The following is a 21,683-nucleotide window of genomic DNA, read 5'->3' as shown; positions in this document are numbered from 1 at the left end:
GTGCTGCTGACCTCCGTCGCGGTGCCGGTGGCGGCGCAGACCACCTCGACCGCGCCGAATTCCGGGCCGGGGCGGTTGACGCTGCCGCCGCAAAGCGATCCCATGCGGGACCCGCAGGCCCCGCTGCCGCCAGCCCCCTTGCCGCCGCGTGCCGTCGATCCCCAGACCGGCCGCCCGATCACGGTACGGCCGGATAATGTCGATCCGGTGGATGCAGCCACCCGCGAGCGCCTGCAATCGGGCGCGACCGTTCCCGTCCCGGCCTATATCCCCCTGCCCACCGGCTCGACCCAGCAGACCGAATTGCCGACGCAGCGCGTGGCCGATCGGGCGCTGGCCGCATCGCGGTTGCCGGGGACGACGGTGCGCCTGCGCCAGCGCCCCGGCTATGACGCACCTGGCCTGCGTGCGGGCGGGATGGTCATCCATCCCTATATCGACACCGGCGTGGCCTATGACGCCAATGTCTATGCCGAGGAAAATCCGCGCAACGACGTCTTCGCCCATCTGACCGGCGGATTCGACGCCGCGTCCGATTGGGGCCGCCACCGCGCGGTGCTGAGCGGTTTCGTCCGGCGGCGCCAATATGGTCAGTACACCAGCGAGAATACGACGACCTATCGCCTGATCGGCGCCGGTCGCTATGACGCCGACTCGCATCTGTCCTTCAACAGCGAGGCGTCGCATCAGCGTATCCAGCTGGAGCGCGGCGCGGTGGAGGAAGTCTCCAGCCTGGCGCTGCCGACCCTCTATGATTTTACGAGCGGACTACTGGGCGCGCAGGTTCAATATGGCTCGACCCGCCTGAGTGCTCAGGGCGGTGTGAACCGCACCGCTTTTCGCGACAATCGGACGCTCACGGGCGCAGTGACGGACCAGCGTTTCCGGAACTTCACGGGCTATACGGGTCAGGCCCGTCTTGAACAGGAAGTGCTGGGCGGCCGGACTCTCTACGGTCAATTCAACTTCGAACGGCGGCGGTTCGAGACCGCTGACGCCATCCGGCTGAGCAACGCCGATGTCTACACTCTCACCGGCGGCCTGCGCGGGGCACTGACCCAATTGATCCGGGGCCATGCCGGGGTCGGCATCATTCGCGTCGACTTTCAGGACCCTGCCGCACCATCCATTTCCAGCCTAACCTTCGATACCCAGATCGACTGGCTGGTGCGGGATCGGACGACCATCTCGCTGTCGGGCGAACGGGATTTGCGAACGGTCGCGCAGCGTGGCGTGCGTGCGGCCCTGTTCACCACCGTAAATTTGCGGGTCGATGAAGAAATACGGCGCAATCTGATCCTGTCGGTTGGCCTGCGGCAGCAATTCACCGATTATGTCCAGGATACGCGTCGCGCTTCGGCGACCGGCGTCACCCTGGGTGCCGACTGGCTGCTGGATCGCCACTGGACCGTCCGCCCGCAGGTCAGCTACCTCCGGCGCACCGATCGCGGGTTCAATCTGGACCTCGGCCCGGAAGACGCGCAGGTCGGGCTCAGCGCCACATTCCGCCTATGATCGCCGCCGGGACGCCATCAGCCGCGCTGGCGCGGTGCATATCGGTCCCGGCCGGAGAACACGGATCGATGACGATCGCAGGCCATGGAGGTTGGATTGCCTGAACGCTTGCAGGACGGGGCCGTCGCGGTCGCCAATTCCCCCTGGCGTCGGCGCGAGGACGCGCACGCGTCGCGGATGATTCAGGCTGTCGGCCGATACTGCATCATCCCGGCCGCTATCATCGCCATCTATCGCAGCACCCAGATGTGGTATGGGTATCCCACGTCGCAGGGCGACAATGCGCTGAACGACCCGTTCCTGATGCAGCTCGTGCTGTATTCGCTCGTCCCGCTCCTCGCGCTGACGACCCTCACCCTGCCCCGCATGGCCGCTCGGGCCATCGTCGAGATGGGCCCCATGGTCGCCTTGCTCGGAGTGTTTCTGTTCGGCTCGATCGTGACGTCAGCCAACCCCCAAATGTCGCTACGCGGACTTGTCCAGATCATCATCTTGGCATTGCCTATGATCTACCTTCGCGCATTTTACGGCGCGCGGGGCGCATTCGAACTGCTGCGCAAGGTGATGGGCGTCCTGCTCGTCATCAACTTCCTTTACGCCGCCCTATTTCCGCATATCGCCTTCATGAGCGGATCGCTGAACGGGGCCATGCGCGGGATGTTCGTGCACAAGAACGCGTATGGCGCCTATTGCGCGATGACCTTCGTGATGATGGTTCCGCCGGACATCAACATTCGCCGCTGGGACCGGTTGCTGCAGGTCGGCTTGTGCGGACTGGCCATGGTCGGCGCCGTTCTGTCCAAGTCATCGACGGCTGTCGTCTTGCTGATTGTCGGAACCGGCGTGTTGGTCATGATCAACATATTGAGCCGCGTCGAACAGCGGAGCATCCGAGCGATAACCTTCGGTGGCGCCCTGGTCTTTGCCATTTTGCTTGCCGGGGGCGCGGGCACCGCACTGCTAGGTGAGGTCGCAGGGCAGTTCGGCAAGGACGTCACCCTGTCCGGTCGCGCCGAGATATGGCAGACGCTTTGGCCCGTTGCGCTGGACAAGCCTTGGCTGGGCCATGGTTTCGCGATGTTCCGCCAGACGGCGTATTTCCAGCAGTTCACGACAACGATCGCCTGGGGGCCCCGATCTACGCACAATACCTATCTCGAAATCGTGTTGAACTCCGGCTTTCCCGTATTGATCGTGTGGTTGTCGATCGTCCTGGGGGCGATTTTTCGTGCCGTCCTGCTCGTGAATGTGACGAAGCCCGACTATCGCCCGTTGCAAAAATCGGTAGCAGCCATCGTTCTCGTCCTGCTGGTCTCGACCAGCGAAGCAGGGCAGATGCTAGGTCCCCAGCCCTCTTGGCCGATCCTGGTCCTCGCGCTCTATTGTATTGCTGCCGCTACCAATGGTCGCCTGCGCAGGAACTCAGTCGACGACGGCCAGACTTGGAACGGCTGGGTGGCCAGCCCTACGCCGCGCTGACCGGTTAATTCGGAAGACTCAATGTGCGGGTGGCGTAAATGGCCCCTGCGCGCGACAGATGATGGGCGTCCCCATAGAGGATGTGCCCCGCATGGCGGAACCGGCATCCGGCTTCGTTACACAGTCCCACAGTCGGGTCGAACAGCGTGACGCCCGGCACCTGTCGTACGACATGGGCGAGCACGCCACGGGCCTGATCGGGAATGACCCGTGACCGAGGCAGTCGATCATCGCTTATGCCCTCGTGCTTAGGATCGGCGTCCAGCCAGTTCGACACCAGCGCACGCTGGGGCATGATATCGGCCAGTGCGACGCCATAGGGATCGATCGCGAAGTGCGGAACGTCCTGCACGATGACCACCTGGCGGCCCATCTTGCGAAGCACCTCCCCCGTACGGCGCAAACCGACCGCCAGTGTCTGACGCTGGCGGACCATCCACGCCGCACGCTGGGCCGGGTCGCTGGGCCGATCGACCATGGTCTGGCGGTCCTGCGCGACGAAGGACGACCAATATCCCGCAAGGACCAATATCCGGATTTCCGGATGCGCGGCGACGGTCGACAGGACGCGCGCCATGAACGCCGCGCACTCGCGATGATGCATCGGATAGCGGTCCAGCACGCGGCTATAGCCGATGATAGGCTGGCATGACGATTTGGTCATCTGATAGACGGCGAGCGAGCGTCGCTCCGCAATCTGCCGCACGCCCGCCACCAGCGAATTGGCATGGCTGTCCCCCACGACCGCCACGGCGGGTCTGCCGCTGACGGGCAGGCACGACAGCTGCTCGCTGGGCGTGGAGTCGCCATAGGATGTCAGGCAGGGATTGGACATGGCGCTCCGCACGTCCCCATCCGCCTCCCTCAGCGCGGGCGAGGCGAGACGCGAGAGCCCGCCGCTCAGATCGATTACCCCCAGCGGGATCACGACCGCCCCGAGCACGGCACCATAGCACCGCATCGATGGCAAAGAGGCCGGACGGCTGCGGCGAAAGGGCTGTTCGACAAGCGCATAGCTGATCATCGCGATCGCGAAGGTCCCAATCAGGAAACCGATGCGCGTCATCGACCCCAGGTCGATGCCAAGCAGGTTCATCGCGGCCAATGGGGGCCAATGCCACAGATACCAGGAGTAGGAATATCGCCCGATCACCACGCCGGGTTTCGCCCCCAGCCCATAGCGGTTCAGCACAGAACGAGGCGCGGCGATCAACGCCATGCTGCCCAGCACGGCCAGCGATCGAAGGACGACGACCGAAACGGGGTAGGTGATAACCAGAGCCGATCCGAGCAGGACAACTCCCAGCGCCGCAAAGCCATTGGCGAACCGGCACGAGGCCAGCCTCTTGTTGCCGGTCAAATCAACGGTCGCCAACCATGCGCCCGCAGCAAACTCCCAGGCGCGGAACGGCAGGAGATAAAAGGCCGCATCAGGTCGATACCATTCGAAAGCCGCCGCCGCCGCAAAGGATAATGCAATGATGACCGCAAAGAATTTCGCCAGCGCGCGAGGGCCTTTGGGAATGATCCCGACGATCAGGGGCGGCAACGCCAGATAGAATTGTTGCTCCAGCGACAGCGACCAGGCCATCATCAGCAGCTGGCGGGACGCCTTTGGGGAAAAATAGTCGACGAACCCCAGGAATGCGAAATTCGATATGCCGAATATCGTCGAAATCGCGGTGACCGCGTAAACCTTGAGCTCGTACGGTGTCATGAAGACCATAGCGAACAGCGTCGCGGTGACGATCACTGCGACCAGCGCCGGCACCAGGCGACGAGCCCGACGCCGATAGAAATCGAGGTAGCTGAACCGCCGCTGATCGACCCGGCGACAAATGTCGGAGGTAATGAGGAAGCCACTGATTACGAAGAAGATGTCGACGCCGACATAGCCGTTGGCCAGATGACCGACGTCATAGTGGAACAGCACGACCGCCAGAATGGCGATCGCCCGCAAACCTTCGATATCGGCTCTGAATCCCAACCCCATTACCGCGTCGTACCGCCTATGCCCTGCATCGTTGTGCCCAGAGGCAAGACGTCCAACACTTCAATCGCTTGCCCTATCCCGGCGTCATGACATTCGACGAACCCGAGGGGCATATCCCAAATGGTATAGAAACCGCCCCTTTGACGCGCGCCGCTATGCCACACGAACCATTTCAGGACGTTGCAGGCCATCGCGAAACAGAAACGGGCGACCGACATAGTGTCGGCCGCCCGCCATTTCGTCCTGACCAAACGGGTCGGGATCCTTCCGAACCCTCCCGGATGCGAGGGGGTATCAGAGGACCAGCAGGTCACCTGCCGTCAGGTGCGGGGTCAGGTCGATGACCAGCGCGCCCTGATCATAGCTGCCGCCATGGGCCGCCTTGTAGACGAAGCTATCGCTCGTCTTGTGGTCGGCAACCATCCGGGTATTGGCATCGGCATCGAGCGTGTAGGTGAACGCACCGCTGGCATCGATATGGAGCGTGCCGTACGCGCCCTTGAGGTCGATCGCGCCCTTCGACACGGTCTGTCCACCGACGGTGCGCAGCGAAAGGATGCTGCCGTCGGACATGATGTCGTTGGTCGAGACATTGCCCGTCACGACATGGCTGTCGGCGCCGATCTTATAGAAATCGTCGACTGCCTTGGCCTTCAGGACCGGCGCACCGGACTTTGCCGCGGCCTTTGCCGCCGCGCTCGTTACGTCCTGGGTGCCGACATAGGCGGACAGGTCGATCGTCAGGCTCGACGTGACGACCTTGCCGCTGTCATTGGCCTTGTACTGGAAGCTCTCGGTCGGGGTCGCGACGTTCTTCAGCTTGGCCAGGGCGCCGGTGTCGAGCGCGTAGGTGAAGTGGCCGTTGCTGTCGACGTGCAGGGTTCCATAAGCACCCTTCAGGTCGACACCCTGTGCCCCGATCCGCGAACCGCCGACGGTGCTTAGCCCCAGCTTGTTACCCGCGGCGTTGATGTCGTTATCCAGGATGTTGCCGGACATCTTGGTACCCGAGACATCCATCGCATAACGATCGGCGTTGACCCCGATCTTCTGGATCTTGTTCAGATTCTCGGAATAGCTTTCCTGCAGGATCTTGGCGGCGGCGGCATCGGCTTGGGCCTTAAGCACCGCGTCGGCCTGCGCCTTGGCGACGGCATCGGCCTGTGCCTTAGCGACCGTGCTGGCCTGCGCCTTGACGTCAGCCGACATGTTCGCCGCAGTCGTCTGGAGGTTTCCGCTGACATCGAAGACGCTCTTCAGGCCGTTGCCCGCGATCTGGGTCAGCTTGCTGTCGACGACGACATTGTCGTGGAAGGCACCGGTGGCTTCCTTGTCGATCTTCAGCGCGGCGTTGGCGACGCTGACGAAGGTGTTGTTCGCAATCTGGATGTTGCTGCGGCTGACATTGCCGTCACGCGACAAGCCGGTCAGCGCCACGCCGAAATTCGAGCCCACGACCTCATTGCCTGAGATCGTGTAGTTGCCGATATCGATACCGGCGCTGGCCATGATCGCCGACGACCACGCATATTTGTTTTGACCGCTCAGCTTGTTGTCGGTGATCTGGACGTTCCAGCCATTGATCGCGACACCGAAGCTGCCCCCCTTCACTTCGTTGCCCGAGGCGACGACGTTCGAGCTGGAGTTGACCATGATCCCGCCCTTGGTGGAGTCGGGAGACGTCGACTGGTCGATCTTGTTGCCGCTGATCTTGACGTTCGACGAGCTGGTCACCTGGATGCCGTCGGCGGTGCCGCCCACCAGATTGGACATGACGTTGTTGACGATGGTCAGGTCCGTCATGTCGACGACATAGATGCCGTCGTTCGACACATGGTCGAACTTGCTGTTGGAGATGGTGACGTTCTTGCTCGTCTTCATCGAGATGCTGCCTGTACCCGTGGCGGTACCGGCATTGATGAGCGAGACATGATCGATGACCCAGTTCTCGGCCTGGGCGGCATAGATCGCATTGAAGCCGGTCGAGAAGGTCAGGTCCTTGATGACGATGTTCGCCGTCTTGGTGCCGTAAATGCCCTGCTTGCCCGTGAAGGTCGGGTCGGTACCGGTGCCATAGGCGCCGATCGTGATCGGCTTGTCGGTGGTCCCCGAACCGTTGATGGTCAGCATGTCCGCATAGTTGCTGCCGCGCGCCAGCAGAACCGTGTCGCCCGCCTGCAGCTTGATGCTCGAAATCTTCGCAACCGACTGAAACGCCGCACCCGCACTGGTGCCGGCATTCTTGTCCGAACCGTTGGCAGCATCGACATAATAGGTCGTCATGTTCCGTCGTCTCCGGGGAAGGAAGCCGTGATCTTCCCGATGAGACGGTAGTGGCGATGACTCCGGAAACGGTCGGTTACATGGAAGGGTTAACGCATTGTATACGTTAAATCGCTGTGTTTATGGACCATTTTTCGGACTTTCGGCGGCACGTTAAGATACCTTTCCGTGTCTTTAATCCGCCGATAACGCCTTTTTGGCCCGCAAAAATGAAACGCCGGCGTCCCGAAGGACGCCGGCGTTAACATTTGCATTGCAATCGATTCGCTCGCCACCGGGGTGGCGAGCGACGCCCGATTACACGCCCGGCGCGACGTTGAAGTCGATCGTCAGGATCGCATAGTCGGTGTTGTTGCCCTGGCCGTTCTGGCCGTCATGCGGCTTGTAGGCGAACTTTTCGACGCCTGCATTGCCGTTGAGAGCGATGGTGTCCGGATCGGTCTGGTCGACGACATAGGAGAAGACGCCCTTGTCGTTGATCGTCAGGGTGCCGTACACGCCCTTGATCTCGACATTGCCGAGGCCGGTGATGTGATAGTTGGTGTTGGTGGCGAGGTCGATCACGCCGCCGACATGCAGGGTATCACCGTCCGGATCGCTGTCATTCGCCAGGACGTTGCCGCCAGCGACGGTCGAATTGGTGGTGACGAAGTCGTCAATCGCGACCGGGCGCTGGTTGGCCATGCCCATGACGTCGAACTTGATGATGCCCTGATCGTAATTGCCCTGGCCGTCACGGATCTTGATGGTGAAGTCTTCGACCATCGTGCTGCCAGCGACGAAGTTGACGCCCTTGTTGAGCTCGTAGGTGTAGGTGCCGTCCTGGGCGATGGTCAGCGTGCCATACTGGCCCTGAATGACGTTGACGCCCTTGCCGCCGCCGATCGAGCCCGCGATGTACGCACCATCGACGCGCGCCACGGTGATGGCGTCGCCATCCGCGTCGGTCGCGCCACCGTTCAGCAGGATGTTGCCCGTCATGGAACGGGTCGTCTCGTTCAGCTTCATGGTCTGGTCGTTGAAGATGGGCTTCGCCATGGTGATGATCCCTGTTTTTGCGTGTTGAAACTGTGAATGCTTAGCGATGTGGCAGCGTGCCGCCTCTCTACTGCCCCATATGGTAAGCGCCCGGTTAACCAGAGGAAGAGCGAATGTTTCCCCGCAATTTCGAACTGTCCCGAAGTGAAGCGATCCGGCCTGGGGCGAGGCGCCCGGCCGTGCTGTAAGGATCAGCCAACGGAACCGTAGAATTGAAACCGCGTTCTCGTCCGTTTTTCCCGATGCGCCGAGCTCGGGATCATCACCATGATATCCGGTATCCAAAAGCACCGGTCGAGGAGCGATCAGACTTCAATACGCCGTGAAGTCGCGCATTTCTGCCATTTCGCGCTCAATTGTCCGGCGATGGAGATCGCCGTCTGCGGCATTCATTACGGTGAAACACTGAATCGATAGGGTCAGGCTAAGGCCGAATCCGCCCAAACCCGCCCCGGGATGAAAATAAATTTAAAATTGGCTTTTATGGTCGAGACTTATGGCCGCTGGTTGTCAAAAGGGTCGGTTTGACGCGGGCCGATAACAAAGTTCCGAAAGCCGACTCCATTCATCGTGAAAATCGCGCAGTTCATCGTAACTATTTCAATCACCCAAAAACCCGCCATTTTGAAGAAAATGACGGGCTGATGGCTTTCAAATGAAATTTTACCCGAATCAGCGCAGCTTTGCCTTGTCCTGCTGCGGAACTGATGCCGCGATATGACGGATCATCCGTGGCCTGGGATGGGTGCCCGTCCGTGGCGAGTTCACGCCGTCATTCGCATTCGGCGCAAAGACCTCGGTTCCGGCGGGGGCGACGGTCCGGCTTCCCGCATAGTGAAGCCTGCAAGACCAGGCGCCCGGTTGGCCCGATATCGCCACGACGGTCGCGATATCGGCCGTCGCGCCGGACGTCCATTGCAGCGTATCGCCGATCTCCGGCGCGTCGACGAGCGTGATCATGTCGTACGTGGCCGTTCCGTCCGTTCCCGCCTGTTGCGCCAGCTGGGTCACGAAGAACGGCTCGGGCCACCTGCCCTGGGTGTCGGATAGCCCGGCTGGACGCACGACTTCGATATAGGCGGCAACGGTGCCGTCCATGCCTGCCGCCTTGTCCGCCTCCAACTGGTAACGGAGCCCGTTCGGCCATTCTCCGCCCAGTTGATAGCCCTGCCCCGCAAGCGTCCGGAAGCCGTCGGTCGAGTTGGGATGAATGACCTGCCCGACCGCGACGATGGGCGTGCCCGGATGCCGCACGAGGATACGATCGTTCAGCGCCTTCCAGTTCGCGCGCATCACCGCATAGCCGCCGCTGTCATAGTCGTTGCGTCCCATCTGGTTCAGGATGCAGGTGAAAGGCCGCCGCCCGCCGTTCATCGCAACGATCTGGTCGATGATATCCCAGCGTCGCGATGCATTGGCCGCGATCAATTCCCGCTTCGATGCCGCGCCGGGCAGGCCGATGACCGCATGGGGGGTCCGACCGAGCGGTCCGGCACGGTCCAGCCAGCGCCGCAGCCAGCCCATGTTGCGCCGGGCATCGGCCGCCAGCGGGCTATCCGCCTGACGCTCGCCGATGGAGTCGCAGACGATCAGCGGCACCGGGCGACCGTCCCAGCCCTTCGCGACCATGAAGTCCGGCCCATAATAGGCCGGAAAGCTCATGCTATCGAGCGAGGCGGTGCTGGCCGTGTCGCTCCCGATCAGGGCCACCAGCGCGGCGGCATTATCCGCCCCCCAGACCCGCTCTCCCCGCCGCGAGGTGATTTGATAGACCGGGATCTGCCGCTCCCCCGCCGCCGTGGAATATAGAGTGTAGACGGTCACGAGCGATTCCGGCGGGACGGCCAGCGACAGGTCGTCGGTCCAGGCGCCCGTCGAACCGCTCGCCACCGACAGGTCCGCCGCCCCTGCAAAGCGACAGGCCGTCGCCGGGCCGCCATTCACCGAAACCCAGACGCCGTGCACCGTCATCGCGTTGCCCGGCAGGACCGTCTCCTGCGGACTGTTGCTGCCCTCGGTACAGGCGAAGCCCGAATAATGAAGCCGCAGATGGTCGATCGCATATTGCGGCGATCCGAAGATCAGCTTGGTCATGACGAAGCGCGTATCTGCCTGCGCCGTCACCAGCGCGCCCGACGGCATGCGCGCGCCGGACGCCCAGAACATATAGCGGTCCGGATCGCCCGACATGCGCGGATTGCCGAAGGCGGGGCGATTGCCCGCATAATCCTGCGCCATGGCTCAGGCCTCCCCGATCAGATCGGCCGCCGTCGTGCCGGTGGCGCGCACATAGCTGGGCCGGACGTTCAGATAGACCCCGCTTGCCACGTTGCGATAGGTGACGTCCCCCGCGCCATCGACCCCGCGCAAGGTGACATGCCCGCCCGTACCCACGAAAATCCGCTTCGGCACGGTGGCCAGCGCGACCGTATCGCTCGGCACGATGCCAAAGGGCGCGCGTGCCGGTGCATTCAGGCTGTCGCTGTTGAACGGATCGGCCATCATTCTTCTCCCCCCAAGATCGCCCGGACGCTGTCGTTCGGGACGATGTTCTCTATATGTTCGGTTTTATCCTGTAGGAAAGCGCCGATTGACCCGGTAACGGCGGCCCGAAGGACGCGTGTTTGTCGGCGGCGGCCCGGTATCCGGCCGCCGCACAGCTAATGGGATCGGTATGAGTCAGGCAGCCGGGGGTGTGGGTAAGCGGATCGCCAAGGGGAGCATGTGGCTCTCCGCCGCGCGGCTGGTGGTCAACCTGTCGGGCATGGTCAGCACCGTGCTGCTGGCGCGCCTGCTCGTCCCCGCCGATTTCGGCCTCGTCGCGATCGCCGCGACCCTGATGCAGATCGTTACCTCGATCACCGAAATGTCGCTGTCCCAGGCGCTGATCCGATTGGACGATCCGACCGACCAGGATTTTCATTCGGCCTGGACGCTGTCGATGCTGCGCGGCGTGACGATCGCGGTGGTCCTGTCCGCCTCCGCGCCGCTGGTTGCCCATATTTATGGCGATCAGCGGCTGGTGCCGATCATGATCGTGCTCGGCTGCGGCGCGGCGCTGTCGGGTCTGGCAAATCCCTGGCTGGCGGTGTTCCAGCGCAAGCTGGTCTTCTGGCAGGAATTCGTGCTGTCGACCGCCTCGAAGATGACCAATGTCATCGTCGCGGTCGCCGTCGCCTGGTATTTCCAGAGCTATTGGGCGATCGTCGCGGGGATCGTCGGCATGTATGCCGCGACCGTCATCGCCTCCTATTGCATCCTTCCCCGCCTGCCCCGCTTCTCGCTGGCGAGCTGGCGCACCCTGCTGTCCTTCTCGGTCTGGACAAGCGCGTCGCAGCTGGTGAACGCGCTCAATTGGCGCGCGGATCAGCTGCTGGTCGGCAAGATCGCGACGCCGACCGTGCTCGGCTATTATAATGTCGGCTTCAATCTGGCCAATCTGGCGACCCGTGAGACCACGCTGCCGCTGATCCAGACGCTGTTCCCCGCCTTTGCCGCGATCAAGCATGACAAGCCGCGCCTGGCCGCCGCCTATATCCGCGCCGACCGCCTGCTCGTCGCGCTGGGCGTGCCGGTCGGTGTCGGCTTCGCGCTGGTCGCCCAGCCCATGGTCCCGCTGTTCCTCAATCCCAAATGGCTTCCCGCCGTACCGATCATCCAGGCCTTTGCGGTGATCTTCGGGCTTCAGGGCATTGCCGGGCTCGTCACCCCGCTGGGCATGGCGATGGGGCAGGTCCGCCTGCTCTTCATGCGCGACCTGCAAGTGTTGTGCATCCGCCTTCCGCTGATGATCGCGGGAGCCGTCATCTGGGGCGTGCCGGGTCTGGTCGCGGCGCGGGTCCTGACCGGGCTGTACCAGATCGCCATCGCCATGCTGCTTGCCAAGCGCCTGGCCGGGGTGAGCCTGATGCGGCAACTGCGCACCCATTTGCCTACTCTGATCAGCTGCTGTGCCATGGCGCTGGCGGTCTGGTGGGTCGCCGGAACCGGGTGGCGTCTATTCGCTGGGTACGATCTGGCGCAGGACCTCGTACTTCGCGTGATGGTCGGCGGCATCGCCTATATCGGCGCGCGCGTGATTCTGTGGATCGTCATGGGCCGTCCGGAAGGACTAGAGCGTGAGGCCGCCAATATGGTGGGCAAGCTGCGCCGCAGGCCCGCCTGACCCAGAGGCGCTTCCTCCCGCATGCAACGCCGTATCAAAACGGCACATAAATAAAGCCCATCCGAACTCGCATCTTTATGGGCCTGTGGGAAGTTGCAGAAACAAAACCACGAATCCGCCTGAGCGGACGCCTGGGGGGCATCAGCCCGTTAACGAGTTGGGGCTATATCCTGACTCCATGATCGTATCGGAGTCTCCGGTGCGGCCTATAGCATAGGCGTAAGGAAGGGCCGACTTTTGCGTACTGCCGACGGGGGACAAAACGATCTGCGGGCGGCCATGCGCCGATACCGATCCGTATTCGGGATGATCGTGGCGGTCAGCGCGATCCTGAACGTGCTGCTGCTGGCGGGCTCGATCTACATGATGCTGGTCTACGACTCGGTTCTGCCGGGTCGATCGATCCCTACGCTGGTCGGCCTGCTGGTCATGGTGACGCTGGCCTATGCCTTTCAGGGCTTTTTCGAGAATCTGCGCGCGGGCATGTTGTCGGATGTCGGCAACGGCCTGGACCGCGCCCTGTCGCGGCGTGTCCAGACCGCGATGGGCCAGATTTCGCTGAACGGCGGCGTCCAGCAGGGTGACGGGCTGGGTCCGATGCGCGATCTGGACCAGATTCGGTCGTTCATCAGCGGCTCGGGCGTGGCGACGATGATCGACCTGCCCTGGATCCTGTTCTTCCTGGGCATCCTGTTCATGCTGCACGTCTGGCTGGGCGTCACCACGCTGGTCGGCGCACTGATCCTGCTCGGCCTGACGCTGATCACCAACCGCAAGATGAAGCAGCCCGCCAACGATCTCCATCAGATTTCGTCGGTCCGCAACGCGCTGGCCGAGGGCAATATCCGCCATGTCGAGCTGTTCGCCGCGCTGGGCATGCGCGACCGGATGCGCGAGCGCTGGGAACGGGTGAACGATCATTATGTCGGCCTGTCGAACCGCGTCGCGCGCCAGAGCGCCGAGCTGGGCGGCCTCAGCAAGATGCTGCGCATGCTCCTCCAATCAGTGATCCTCAGCGTCGGCGCGCTGCTGGTCATCAGCGGCAAGGCGAGCGGCGGCGTGATCTTCGCCTCGTCCATCCTGTCTGGCCGCGCGCTGGCCCCGGTGGATCAGGCGATCGCCAACTGGCGCAATCTGGTCGGCGCGCGGCAGGGCTGGGCGCGGCTGAAGCAATTGCTCGCCCGCGTGCCCGCCACCGAGCCGGGCGCGATCCGCCTGCCCCCGCCCCGCCAGAGCCTGCTGGTCGAGAATTTGGTGGTCGGCCCACCGGGCACGCAGCGCACGACCCTGCACGGCGTCCAGTTCCGTCTCAATCCCGGCGACGCGCTGGGCCTGATCGGCCCCAGCGGCGCCGGGAAAACCACGCTCGGCCGCGCGCTGATCGGCCTGTGGAAGCCGCAGGCGGGCGCGGTCCGCCTGGACGGCGCGGCGCTCGACCAGTGGTGGCCCGAGGATCTGGGCCGGTCGCTCGGCTATCTTCCGCAATCGGTGGAACTGGTCGGCGGCACCATCGCGCAGAACATCGCCCGCTTCGACCTTCAGGCCACGTCGGACGCGATCATCGCGGCGGCACGGGCGGCGGGCGTCCATGCGCTGATCACCAGCCTGCCGGGCGGCTATGACACCCAGCTGACCGATGACGGGCGCGAACTGTCCGCCGGGCAGCGGCAGCGGATCGGCCTGGCGCGTGCCCTGTATGGCGATCCCTTCCTGGTCGTGCTGGACGAACCCAATTCCAACCTCGACGCCGAGGGCGAGGCCGCGCTGGCCGCGGCGATCGGCAGCGTGCGGGATCGCGGCGGCATCGTCGTCGTCATCGCCCATCGTCCAAGCGTACTGGGCCAAGTTAACAAGATCATGTATCTGCGCGACGGGCGGATCGAAGTATTCGGGCCGAGCGACCAGGTGATGGAACACCTGTCCCGCGCGGCAATCCCCCAGGCGGCGGCAGCAGCGGCGCCGGAGCGTACCCTTGAGGAAAGCAAGTCATGAACGGCATCGTCACCACCGGCGGCCCCGGATCGCGCCTGGCGATCATCGAGGAACAGTCCGTCTCCTATGATCCGGTGCGCAGTGCCAGTCGGCATTTCCGCGTCGCGCTGATCGCCATTCTGGTCCTCGTGCTAGGCTTCGGCCTGGCGAGCGCGCTGATCCCGATCGGCGGCGCGGTGATCGCGCCGGGCCAGGTCGGCGTGAAGAGCCGGATCAAGCGGATTGCCCATCCGGGCGGCGGCGTCATCTCCGAAATCCTGGTCGAGAACGGCCAGCGGGTCCGCAAGGGCCAGATCCTGATGCGCTTCGACGATCAAGTGACGGGCGCCGATGCGCGCTACTCCAGCCTGAGCGTCGACCAGCTGCTCGCCCAGCGCGCGCGACTGGAGGCCGAACGGCTGGGTGTGGCGAACATCGCATTCCCCGAAGAGCTGCTGAAGGGCGGCGAAGGCGCACAGCGCGCGATGGCGGACGAGCGCAAGCTGTTCAACATCCGCCGCACCGAGCAGGCGGGCCTGATCGCCCAGCTGCAATCGCGGGTCCGCCAGTATGAGCAGCAGATCGGCGCCTATCGTGCGCAGATCAACGCGCTCAACAAGCAGACGGCGCTGATCGACCCCGAGCGTCAGGGCGTGAAGGACCTGTGGGACAAGGGGCTGGTCACGATCAGCCGCCGCAACCAGCTGGAACGCACTGCCGCCGATCTTCAGGGCAATGTCGGCGCGCTCCAGGCCAATATCGCCTCGACCGAGGCCCGGATCACCGAGGCGCGCGAACAGATCATCCAGCTGGGCGAAACCCGCCGTTCGGAAGCGGGCACCCGTCTGGCCGAGCTCAACAACACGCTGAACCAGCAACAGGTGCGCAGCGTCTCGGCGGTCGATGCGCAGAACCGCAGCGTCCTGCGCGCCCCCTATGACGGGGTGGTCGACAAGCTTCAGTTCAGCACCATCGGCGGCGTCGTCCGCCCGGCCGAGGTGATCATGGAGATCGTCCCCGACAGCGACGAACTGATGGTCGAGGCAGGCGTCTCGCCGACCGACATCGATCAGGTCCATGTCGGGCAGCAGGCACGCATCCGCTTCAGCGGGTTCAACTCGACCGCGACGCCCGAAATCCATGGCAAGGTCGTGACCGTGGCGGCCGACCGCTCGACCGATGCGGAGGGCAAGCAGGCCTTCTACCCGGTCCGCGTCGCCATCGACGATGCCGAAATGCGCCGTTATCCCGAGATGCGGCTGCGTCCCGGCGTTCCGGCCGAAGTGTTCATCGAGACGGGCAACCGCACGATGATCTCTTACATCACCAAGCCCCTGCGCGACCAGTTCGAGCGGGCTTTCCGAGACAATTGATATAATGCGCGACGGAGTGGGGGAATGACCGTGTTCAGGGGGACGGCGCTGAATCTGGGCGCAGGATTGACGATGCTGGCCCTTCTGGGGTCGGCATCGGGCGTGGCGATGGCACAGGTTCCGACGGCGGCGGGCATGCCGCAGCCGCTGGAGCCGCAACTGCCGCGCGAAACGCCCGAGGGGACGATCGCGGCGAATGCGACGCCGACATTGACCACGCTGCAGGATGCGATCGCCCGCGCCTATTGGAGCAACCCGACGCTGGTGGCGGAGCGCTCGACGCTGAAGTCGGTCGACACGCTCTACCCGCTGGCTCGCTCCAATTACGGGCCGCAGGTCACGTTGCAGGGTTCGCACCAGTTCACCCGGACGCGCGCGGAAATCTTCCCCGGCCTGTACAACCGGCCCGAGGGATTCTCGAGCACCGCGCAGATCATCTTCTCGCAGCCGGTGACGAGCTTCGGGCGTCGCGCCTCCGCCGAGCAGAACGCGCTGGCGCAGGTCGCGCTGGAGCGCGAACAGCTGCGCCTCGTCGAGGCATCGACGATGTTCGGCGTCATCTCGGCCTATGTGTCGGTCATCCGCGACCGCAACATCGTCGAGCTGGCCCGCCAGAACCTGTCGCTGCTGGAACGGCAATTCTCGGACGGGCAGAAGCGCTTTGCGGTGCGCGACATCACGTCGAGCGATCTGCAACAGGTGCAGACCCGCGTCGAGTTCGGCCGTGCCCAGCTGCTGAACGCGCAAGGCCAGCTGGGGTCGAGCCAGTCGCTGTTCCTTCAGGCGACCGGCGGCCTGCCCGGCGCACTGACCACCCCGCCCGAGCTGGCGCTCGGTGTCCCGTCGCTCGACGCCGCCTATGCCATGGCCGAGAATGGCAGCCCGATCATCCGCGGCGCCCAGTCACGCGAAAAGGTTTCGCGCGCCCAGATCGCGCAGGCCCAGGCCGAGCGCAATCCGAACATCTCGCTGGAAAGCAGCGGCACCTACGGCCCGACCAACATCTATCAGAACCAGCTGCGCACCACCGATCTGCGCTCGTCGGTGGTCGTCACCATGCCGCTGATCGACTCCGGTACGCGCCGCCTGTCGATCGAGCGCGCGCGGCAGCAGAACGACGCCGACTGGCGCCTGGTCGACGCGGCGCTGCGCGAGACGCGGCAGTCGGTGGCCGAGGCCTGGGACGCGCATCGCGCCGCCCTCGCTTCGCTGATCCATCTGCGCGACGCGTCGGCGGCGGCGCAGGCCGCCTATGACGGCGCGGTCATCCAAGAACGCGCGGGCGACCGCACGACCCTGGACGTGCTCGACCTGGCGCGCGACCTGCTGAACATCCGCACCAGCTATGCCACGGCGGAGGCCAGCGAATATATCGCACGGGCACGGCTGTTGTCGGCGATGGGCAATCTGGAGGCTCCGAAGCTGATCTCCGGCCTGCCCGCCTATGACGTGAACGCCAATTTCGACCGCGTGAAGCGCAAGGGCGACATCCCGCTGCTGACGCCGATCCTGTCAGGGCTCGACGGATTGACCACAGGCAATGTGATCGGTCGCGAACGCCCGGTCCGCGATCCGTCGGGGGCGTTCCGCGTCGAAAGCGCGGTCACGCCGCTCGAGGTGCCGCCCGCTCCGCCGGTGCAGGTGCCGAGCACGCCGACCGCCCCGGCCAAGCCGCCCAGACGCTAAGCCCCATCAGACCGACAGGAGCGCCCCATGGCACGGACCCCTATCCATGTCGTCAGCCTGACGACCGCGACCGAACGGCGGGAGAATTTCGCCCGCAATGCGGAGAAGTCCGGGCTGGACTGGTCCTTCTTCGACGCGCACCGCGAGCCGCAAGGCCTGCGGTATGACGAAGCCGCCGCGATCCGCGAACATGGGCGCCCGCTCCAGCCCGGCGAACTGGGATGCTATTCTAGCCACGCCGCACTGTGGCGGCAACTGGTCACGGATAAAGACGCCGACCAGTATCTGGTGCTGGAGGATGACGTCATTGCCGACTGGGCGGCGATCAAGCTGCTATGCGAGGTCGACTATGCGGCCGAAGGCGTTGATTATCTGCGCCTTTTCTACAAAAAGCCCTCGCCGCATCTGCCGTGGCGGCGCAATTGGCCCGCGCAGGACCTCTATGTCGTGCGGCTCTATGGCAAGCCCTATGGCACCCAGGGCTATTTCATCACCCGTAAGGGGGCCCAGCGTTTCCTCGACCTCTATACCGACGCGGTGCGGCCGGTGGACGATCAGATGGACCGTTTCTGGGAAAGCGGCATCCCCAATCTCTGCCTCTTCCCCTTCCCCATCATGGAGGAATATCGCGGCTCGACGATTGGCGGCGCACGCTTCGCTGGAAAGCCGACGCGCGGCGCCAAGATGCGGATGACTGCCGACCGGATGCGGCGCAAGATCGCCTTCCTGAAGGATCGGACGTTCGGTCGCTGATACGACCGGTATCGGGGCGGCTACGGTGCGGGCCGCCCTGATACATAAAGTTCGGCACGGATCGCGCGGTGATCCGATCCGGTATAGGGCAACACATCGACCCGCCCGACCCGGATGTCGCGACCGATAAAAATCTGGTCGATCGGCAATAGCGGAACCGGCCAGTCCCGCCCCGCCATCCGGGCGGGAAAGCTGAACAACGCCCGCGTGATCCGCCGCATCGGCGACAGGCCGTGATCGAGCTCGGCCATGCCATGGCCCCAGGGTGTCAGGTTGAAATCACCGCTCAGGACCATACGATCGCTGCCGGTTTCGCGGATTCCATCGATCAGGCTGCGGCGGAACCGTGTCTGGGGCTGCGGCGGATAGGGCCATGGCGCATGGACCGTCGCGACCGTGACGACAGCGCCGCCGGGCAAGGTGACATCGCCGCGAAACAGCGCCGGTCCGACGATCTGGCCCGCCCGGTTCGTCAGCCGCCAATGCACCCGCCCCATCGGCCGCCGCGACAGGATGGCCAGTTCGCAACCCTGGCAGTGGCTGCGATAGGGGAAATCCGTCGCCAGCTGCGCCAGCAATGGCCCGGCCTGCCGCGCTTCCTGAAGCAAGAGGACATCCGCGCCGCTATTGCGCAGGACCGCGGCCGCCCGATCGGGCGTGGTGACGCCGCCATGGAGGTTATGGGTAACGACGACCAGCCGTTCCGCGCCAGCTGGAGGCTCGATCGCGGACGGTCGCGCGCCGATTTCGCGCAGGATCGGCCAACTGACCAGTCCCAGCGCCACGATGCCTAGCCCGACGAAACCCCATCGCGCACGGCGCGGCGCCATCGGTAATGCAAAGAGGGCGAGCACCCCGGCAAAGGGAAGAAACGAAGCGAAGGCATCCGCAACCGGCCAATACCGCCCCAGCAGCGCGCACAGGATCAATGCCCAGGCCATGCCGAGCAACGTCCAGCCGATCCATGACCAACGCCGCATCGCAACCATGCCCCTTGCCCAGAGCCATCGCCGCTAGAGGAAGGCGGCGGATCGTGTCAAACCGATCCGGATATCCCGTCGCAACCGCTGTCGGAGACGGCAGGGCCATGGTAGAGCCCCGCCGTAAAGAGGAATGAACCGCATATGGCACGCGTAATCTGGGGTGAGAGTACATCGACCTTGTCGGCGGTGCAGGACGACGGCACGATGATCTCGTCCACGTTGCGTCGCGGGGTTATGGGCGCCCTGGGCATCGGCATGACGCTTCAGGTCATTCTGATGCTCGGCGTCCTGCTGGTCGGCGTGCTGGCGGATACCGCGGTACCCGGTCGCAACACCGCGACCCTGTGGGGGCTGCTGTTCCTCGGCCTCGTCCTTTACGGGGTCTTCGGCCTGCTCGACAGCCTGCGGTCGCGCCTGTTCTTCGATGTGGCGGGTGCGATCGACCAGCGTCTGGCGCCGCGCGTCCATGACGGCGTGTCGCATGTCGCGCGCGTCGGGGCGCCGGATGGCGACGGACTGGGACCGCTGCACGACGCCAATCGCCTGCGCGCCTTCCTGATGGGCCCGATCCCGTCCGCGCTGATCGACCTCTGCGTCGCGCCATTCTCCCTCCTGATGCTGTTCGCCCTGCACGCCTGGGTGGGCCTGGTCGGGCTGGCCGCCATGATCGTGCTCGGGCTGATGGCCTGGCTCCTTGGCCGGTCGGCAGGGCAGAAGGCCGAGACGCTGGACGAACTACGGCCCCTACGCTGGATGGTGGCGGAGGAAAGCCGCCGCAATGCCGTGGTCGCCCGCGCCATGGGCATGGAGGGTCGCCTGCGCCAGCGCTGGATCGGCGCGTCGCAGGAGGATCTGCTGGCCGAGCGTGCGCTGCATGGCCGCTCGGTCGGGCTGGTCGGGGCGGCGCGAGGCTTCCGGCTCGTTCTGTTCATCCTGTTGCTGACGATCGGGGCGGCGCTGGCCTTCACCGACCGGGCCGCCTGGAGCACCGCGCTGATCGCCGCGCTGCTGCTCTATCAGGTCCTGGCGCCGGTCGAACTGGCCGTGACCGGCTGGGGCGACTATACCGGCGCGCGCTCGGCCTGGGAGCGGTTGAACCTGCTGCTCCGCCAGATGCCGCTGCGCGATATCACCACCCTGCTGCCGCGCCCGGAGACCGAGCTGACCACCGAGCAGGTCTATGTCTTCGCGCCCGGCACCCAGCGCCCCGTCGTCAACAATGTCGGCATCCGGCTGGCGGCGGGCGACTCGCTGGGGATCATGGGGCAGACCGGCGCGGGCAAGACCGCGCTGCTCAACGCGATCGCCGGTATCTGGCCGCTGGCCCGCGGCGTCATCCGCATGGACGGCGCGGCGTTGGACCAATGGGACGAAGAGGAACTGGGCAAGTTCGTCGGTTATGTCCCCCAGCAGGTCGAACTGATCGAGGGCACCGTCGCGCAGAATATCGCGCGCTTCGACGCCGACGCCCCGACCGAGGCCGTGCTGGCCGCCGCCCGGCGCGCGCATGTCCACGACCTGATCCTGCGCCTGCCCGACGGGTACGAAACCCAGGTCGGACGTGGCGGCCAGCTGCTTCCCGCCGGTCTGCGTCAGCGCATCGCCGTGGCGCGGGCGGTCTTCGGCAAGCCCTTCATCCTGTTGCTCGACGACCCCACGTCGAACATGGACGGCGATGGCGAGAAGATGCTGGCCCAGGTCATGGAGGATGTCTGCGATGAAGGCGGCATCGTGATCGTCGTCACCCATCGCCCCGCCCTGATGCACCGGGTCGACTATATCATGCAGCTGCAGGCGGGTTCGATGGCCGCCTTCGGCCCGGCGGGGCAGATCCTGCAACGTGCCGAGGAACAGCGGGTCCAGGCCTTGGGTCAGGCGTAACGCCGGGGGCGTACGGACGCTCCTCTCCCCGTGGAGCCACTGGAGATCACGCTATCGTGGTGAAGAGCGGCGGCGGTGAGTCGCAAACTCCTCACCCCGCCTCTCCTTGCTTCGGTCATGTCATCGCCTTTGGCGACGGCTACCAGCTTGTCATCCGCCAGCACCTATCGCACGTGACGGTCGTGCGCGTGCGATTGCTGCACCGTCAGGCTCGCGGACGGTACAACGTATTAGAATAGGCCCACCCCTCCCCTTCAGGGGAGGGGCCGGGGGGTGGGGCGCTTCCGCAAGCGCGGCATTCATGGAAAGGCCCCACCCCAACCCCTCCCCTGAAGGGGAGGGGCTCATGTTGACCGAGATGATGTTATCCTGGCCCTCGACCATATCACGCCCGTTGCGCGCGAACATGCCGCCGCCATCGTGGACTTCGGCGGGCTCACCCAGCAGCCATCTTCGGCCCCTCTTTGGGCCTACGGCCAAGCGCCAATCTCTGGCTTGGAGTTTCAGGGTGCGGTCAGCCGTCGCGTTCGCAACAGCGGTCCGGGACAAATGCCCGGGGCTGG

At 64.6% G+C, this 21,683-nt stretch carries 14 protein-coding genes; 8 read left to right on the top strand and 6 right to left on the bottom strand.

All coding sequences use genetic code 11. The features are described 5' to 3' along the window. Both ACWKSV_RS03650 and ACWKSV_RS03645 read left to right on the top strand, forming a co-directional pair. Positions 1 to 1,515 carry an outer membrane beta-barrel protein gene (locus tag ACWKSV_RS03650; protein WP_076715957.1) on the top strand — a complete coding sequence of 505 codons (1,515 nt, stop codon included), beginning with the start codon at positions 1 to 3 and terminating at the stop codon, positions 1,513 to 1,515. A gap of 84 nt (positions 1,516 to 1,599) precedes the next feature. Further along, entirely contained in the window at positions 1,600 to 2,994 is a 1,395-nt protein-coding gene (locus tag ACWKSV_RS03645; RefSeq protein WP_083706636.1) for an O-antigen ligase family protein, read from the top strand. Positions 2,995 to 2,998: 4 nt separating this feature from the next. On the opposite strand, the gene ACWKSV_RS03640 is transcribed toward ACWKSV_RS03645, so the two are convergent. The 5 genes from ACWKSV_RS03640 to ACWKSV_RS03620 form a co-directional block, all read right to left on the bottom strand. Continuing rightward, positions 2,999 to 4,987, bottom strand: a complete 1,989-nt coding sequence (locus ACWKSV_RS03640; protein WP_076715952.1) for an acyltransferase family protein — start codon at positions 4,985 to 4,987, stop codon at positions 2,999 to 3,001. A 294-nt stretch (positions 4,988 to 5,281) separates the two neighbouring features. Further along, on the bottom strand, positions 5,282 to 7,270 hold the full coding sequence (locus ACWKSV_RS03635) for a right-handed parallel beta-helix repeat-containing protein (RefSeq protein ID WP_076715936.1): 1,989 nt from the start codon (positions 7,268 to 7,270) through the stop codon (positions 5,282 to 5,284). Positions 7,271 to 7,567: 297 nt separating this feature from the next. Then, positions 7,568 to 8,308, bottom strand: coding sequence for a cadherin-like domain-containing protein (locus ACWKSV_RS03630; RefSeq protein ID WP_076715932.1), 741 nt, complete (start codon positions 8,306 to 8,308; stop codon positions 7,568 to 7,570). A 672-nt stretch (positions 8,309 to 8,980) separates the two neighbouring features. Continuing rightward, the gene (locus tag ACWKSV_RS03625) at positions 8,981 to 10,546 is read right to left on the bottom strand and encodes a hypothetical protein (protein WP_056432589.1); all 1,566 of its coding nucleotides are present in this window, start codon (positions 10,544 to 10,546) and stop codon (positions 8,981 to 8,983) included. 3 nt (positions 10,547 to 10,549) lie between these two features. Then, complete coding sequence (locus ACWKSV_RS03620; protein WP_076718104.1) at positions 10,550 to 10,810, bottom strand: spike base protein, RCAP_Rcc01079 family; 261 nt, start codon at positions 10,808 to 10,810, stop codon at positions 10,550 to 10,552. A 172-nt stretch (positions 10,811 to 10,982) separates the two neighbouring features. Between ACWKSV_RS03620 and ACWKSV_RS03615 the strand changes: the two genes are divergently transcribed. The 5 genes from ACWKSV_RS03615 to ACWKSV_RS03595 all read left to right on the top strand — a co-directional run bounded on the left by ACWKSV_RS03615 (position 10,983) and on the right by ACWKSV_RS03595 (position 18,256). Next, positions 10,983 to 12,473 (top strand): lipopolysaccharide biosynthesis protein, encoded by a 1,491-nt coding sequence (locus ACWKSV_RS03615; RefSeq protein ID WP_076715927.1) that lies wholly within the window; start codon positions 10,983 to 10,985, stop codon positions 12,471 to 12,473. 279 nt (positions 12,474 to 12,752) lie between these two features. After that, the gene (locus tag ACWKSV_RS03610) at positions 12,753 to 14,465 is read left to right on the top strand and encodes a type I secretion system permease/ATPase (protein WP_076715926.1); all 1,713 of its coding nucleotides are present in this window, start codon (positions 12,753 to 12,755) and stop codon (positions 14,463 to 14,465) included. Beyond that, entirely contained in the window at positions 14,462 to 15,817 is a 1,356-nt protein-coding gene (locus ACWKSV_RS03605; protein WP_056432597.1) for an HlyD family type I secretion periplasmic adaptor subunit, read from the top strand. Before ACWKSV_RS03610 ends, ACWKSV_RS03605 begins: the two co-directional genes overlap by 4 nt. A 24-nt stretch (positions 15,818 to 15,841) precedes the next feature. Beyond that, complete coding sequence (locus ACWKSV_RS03600) at positions 15,842 to 17,503, top strand: TolC family protein (protein ID WP_076715924.1); 1,662 nt, start codon at positions 15,842 to 15,844, stop codon at positions 17,501 to 17,503. A gap of 27 nt (positions 17,504 to 17,530) precedes the next feature. After that, entirely contained in the window at positions 17,531 to 18,256 is a 726-nt protein-coding gene (locus ACWKSV_RS03595; protein WP_076715923.1) for a glycosyltransferase family 25 protein, read from the top strand. A gap of 20 nt (positions 18,257 to 18,276) precedes the next feature. Here the strand turns inward: ACWKSV_RS03595 and ACWKSV_RS03590 are convergent, their stop codons facing one another. Further along, the gene (locus ACWKSV_RS03590) at positions 18,277 to 19,236 is read right to left on the bottom strand and encodes an endonuclease/exonuclease/phosphatase family protein (protein WP_172839652.1); all 960 of its coding nucleotides are present in this window, start codon (positions 19,234 to 19,236) and stop codon (positions 18,277 to 18,279) included. Between the two features lie 144 nt (positions 19,237 to 19,380). On the opposite strand from ACWKSV_RS03590, the gene ACWKSV_RS03585 reads away from it, so the two are divergent. Continuing rightward, positions 19,381 to 21,120 carry a type I secretion system permease/ATPase gene (locus ACWKSV_RS03585; RefSeq protein WP_156884258.1) on the top strand — a complete coding sequence of 580 codons (1,740 nt, stop codon included), beginning with the start codon at positions 19,381 to 19,383 and terminating at the stop codon, positions 21,118 to 21,120. The last annotated feature ends 563 nt before the right edge of the window (positions 21,121 to 21,683 follow it).

The organism is Sphingomonas sp. SphC10, from assembly GCF_057004845.1.
Note: the sequence above shows the minus strand (reverse complement) of the source record. Positions and strands in the feature narration are given on the sequence as shown.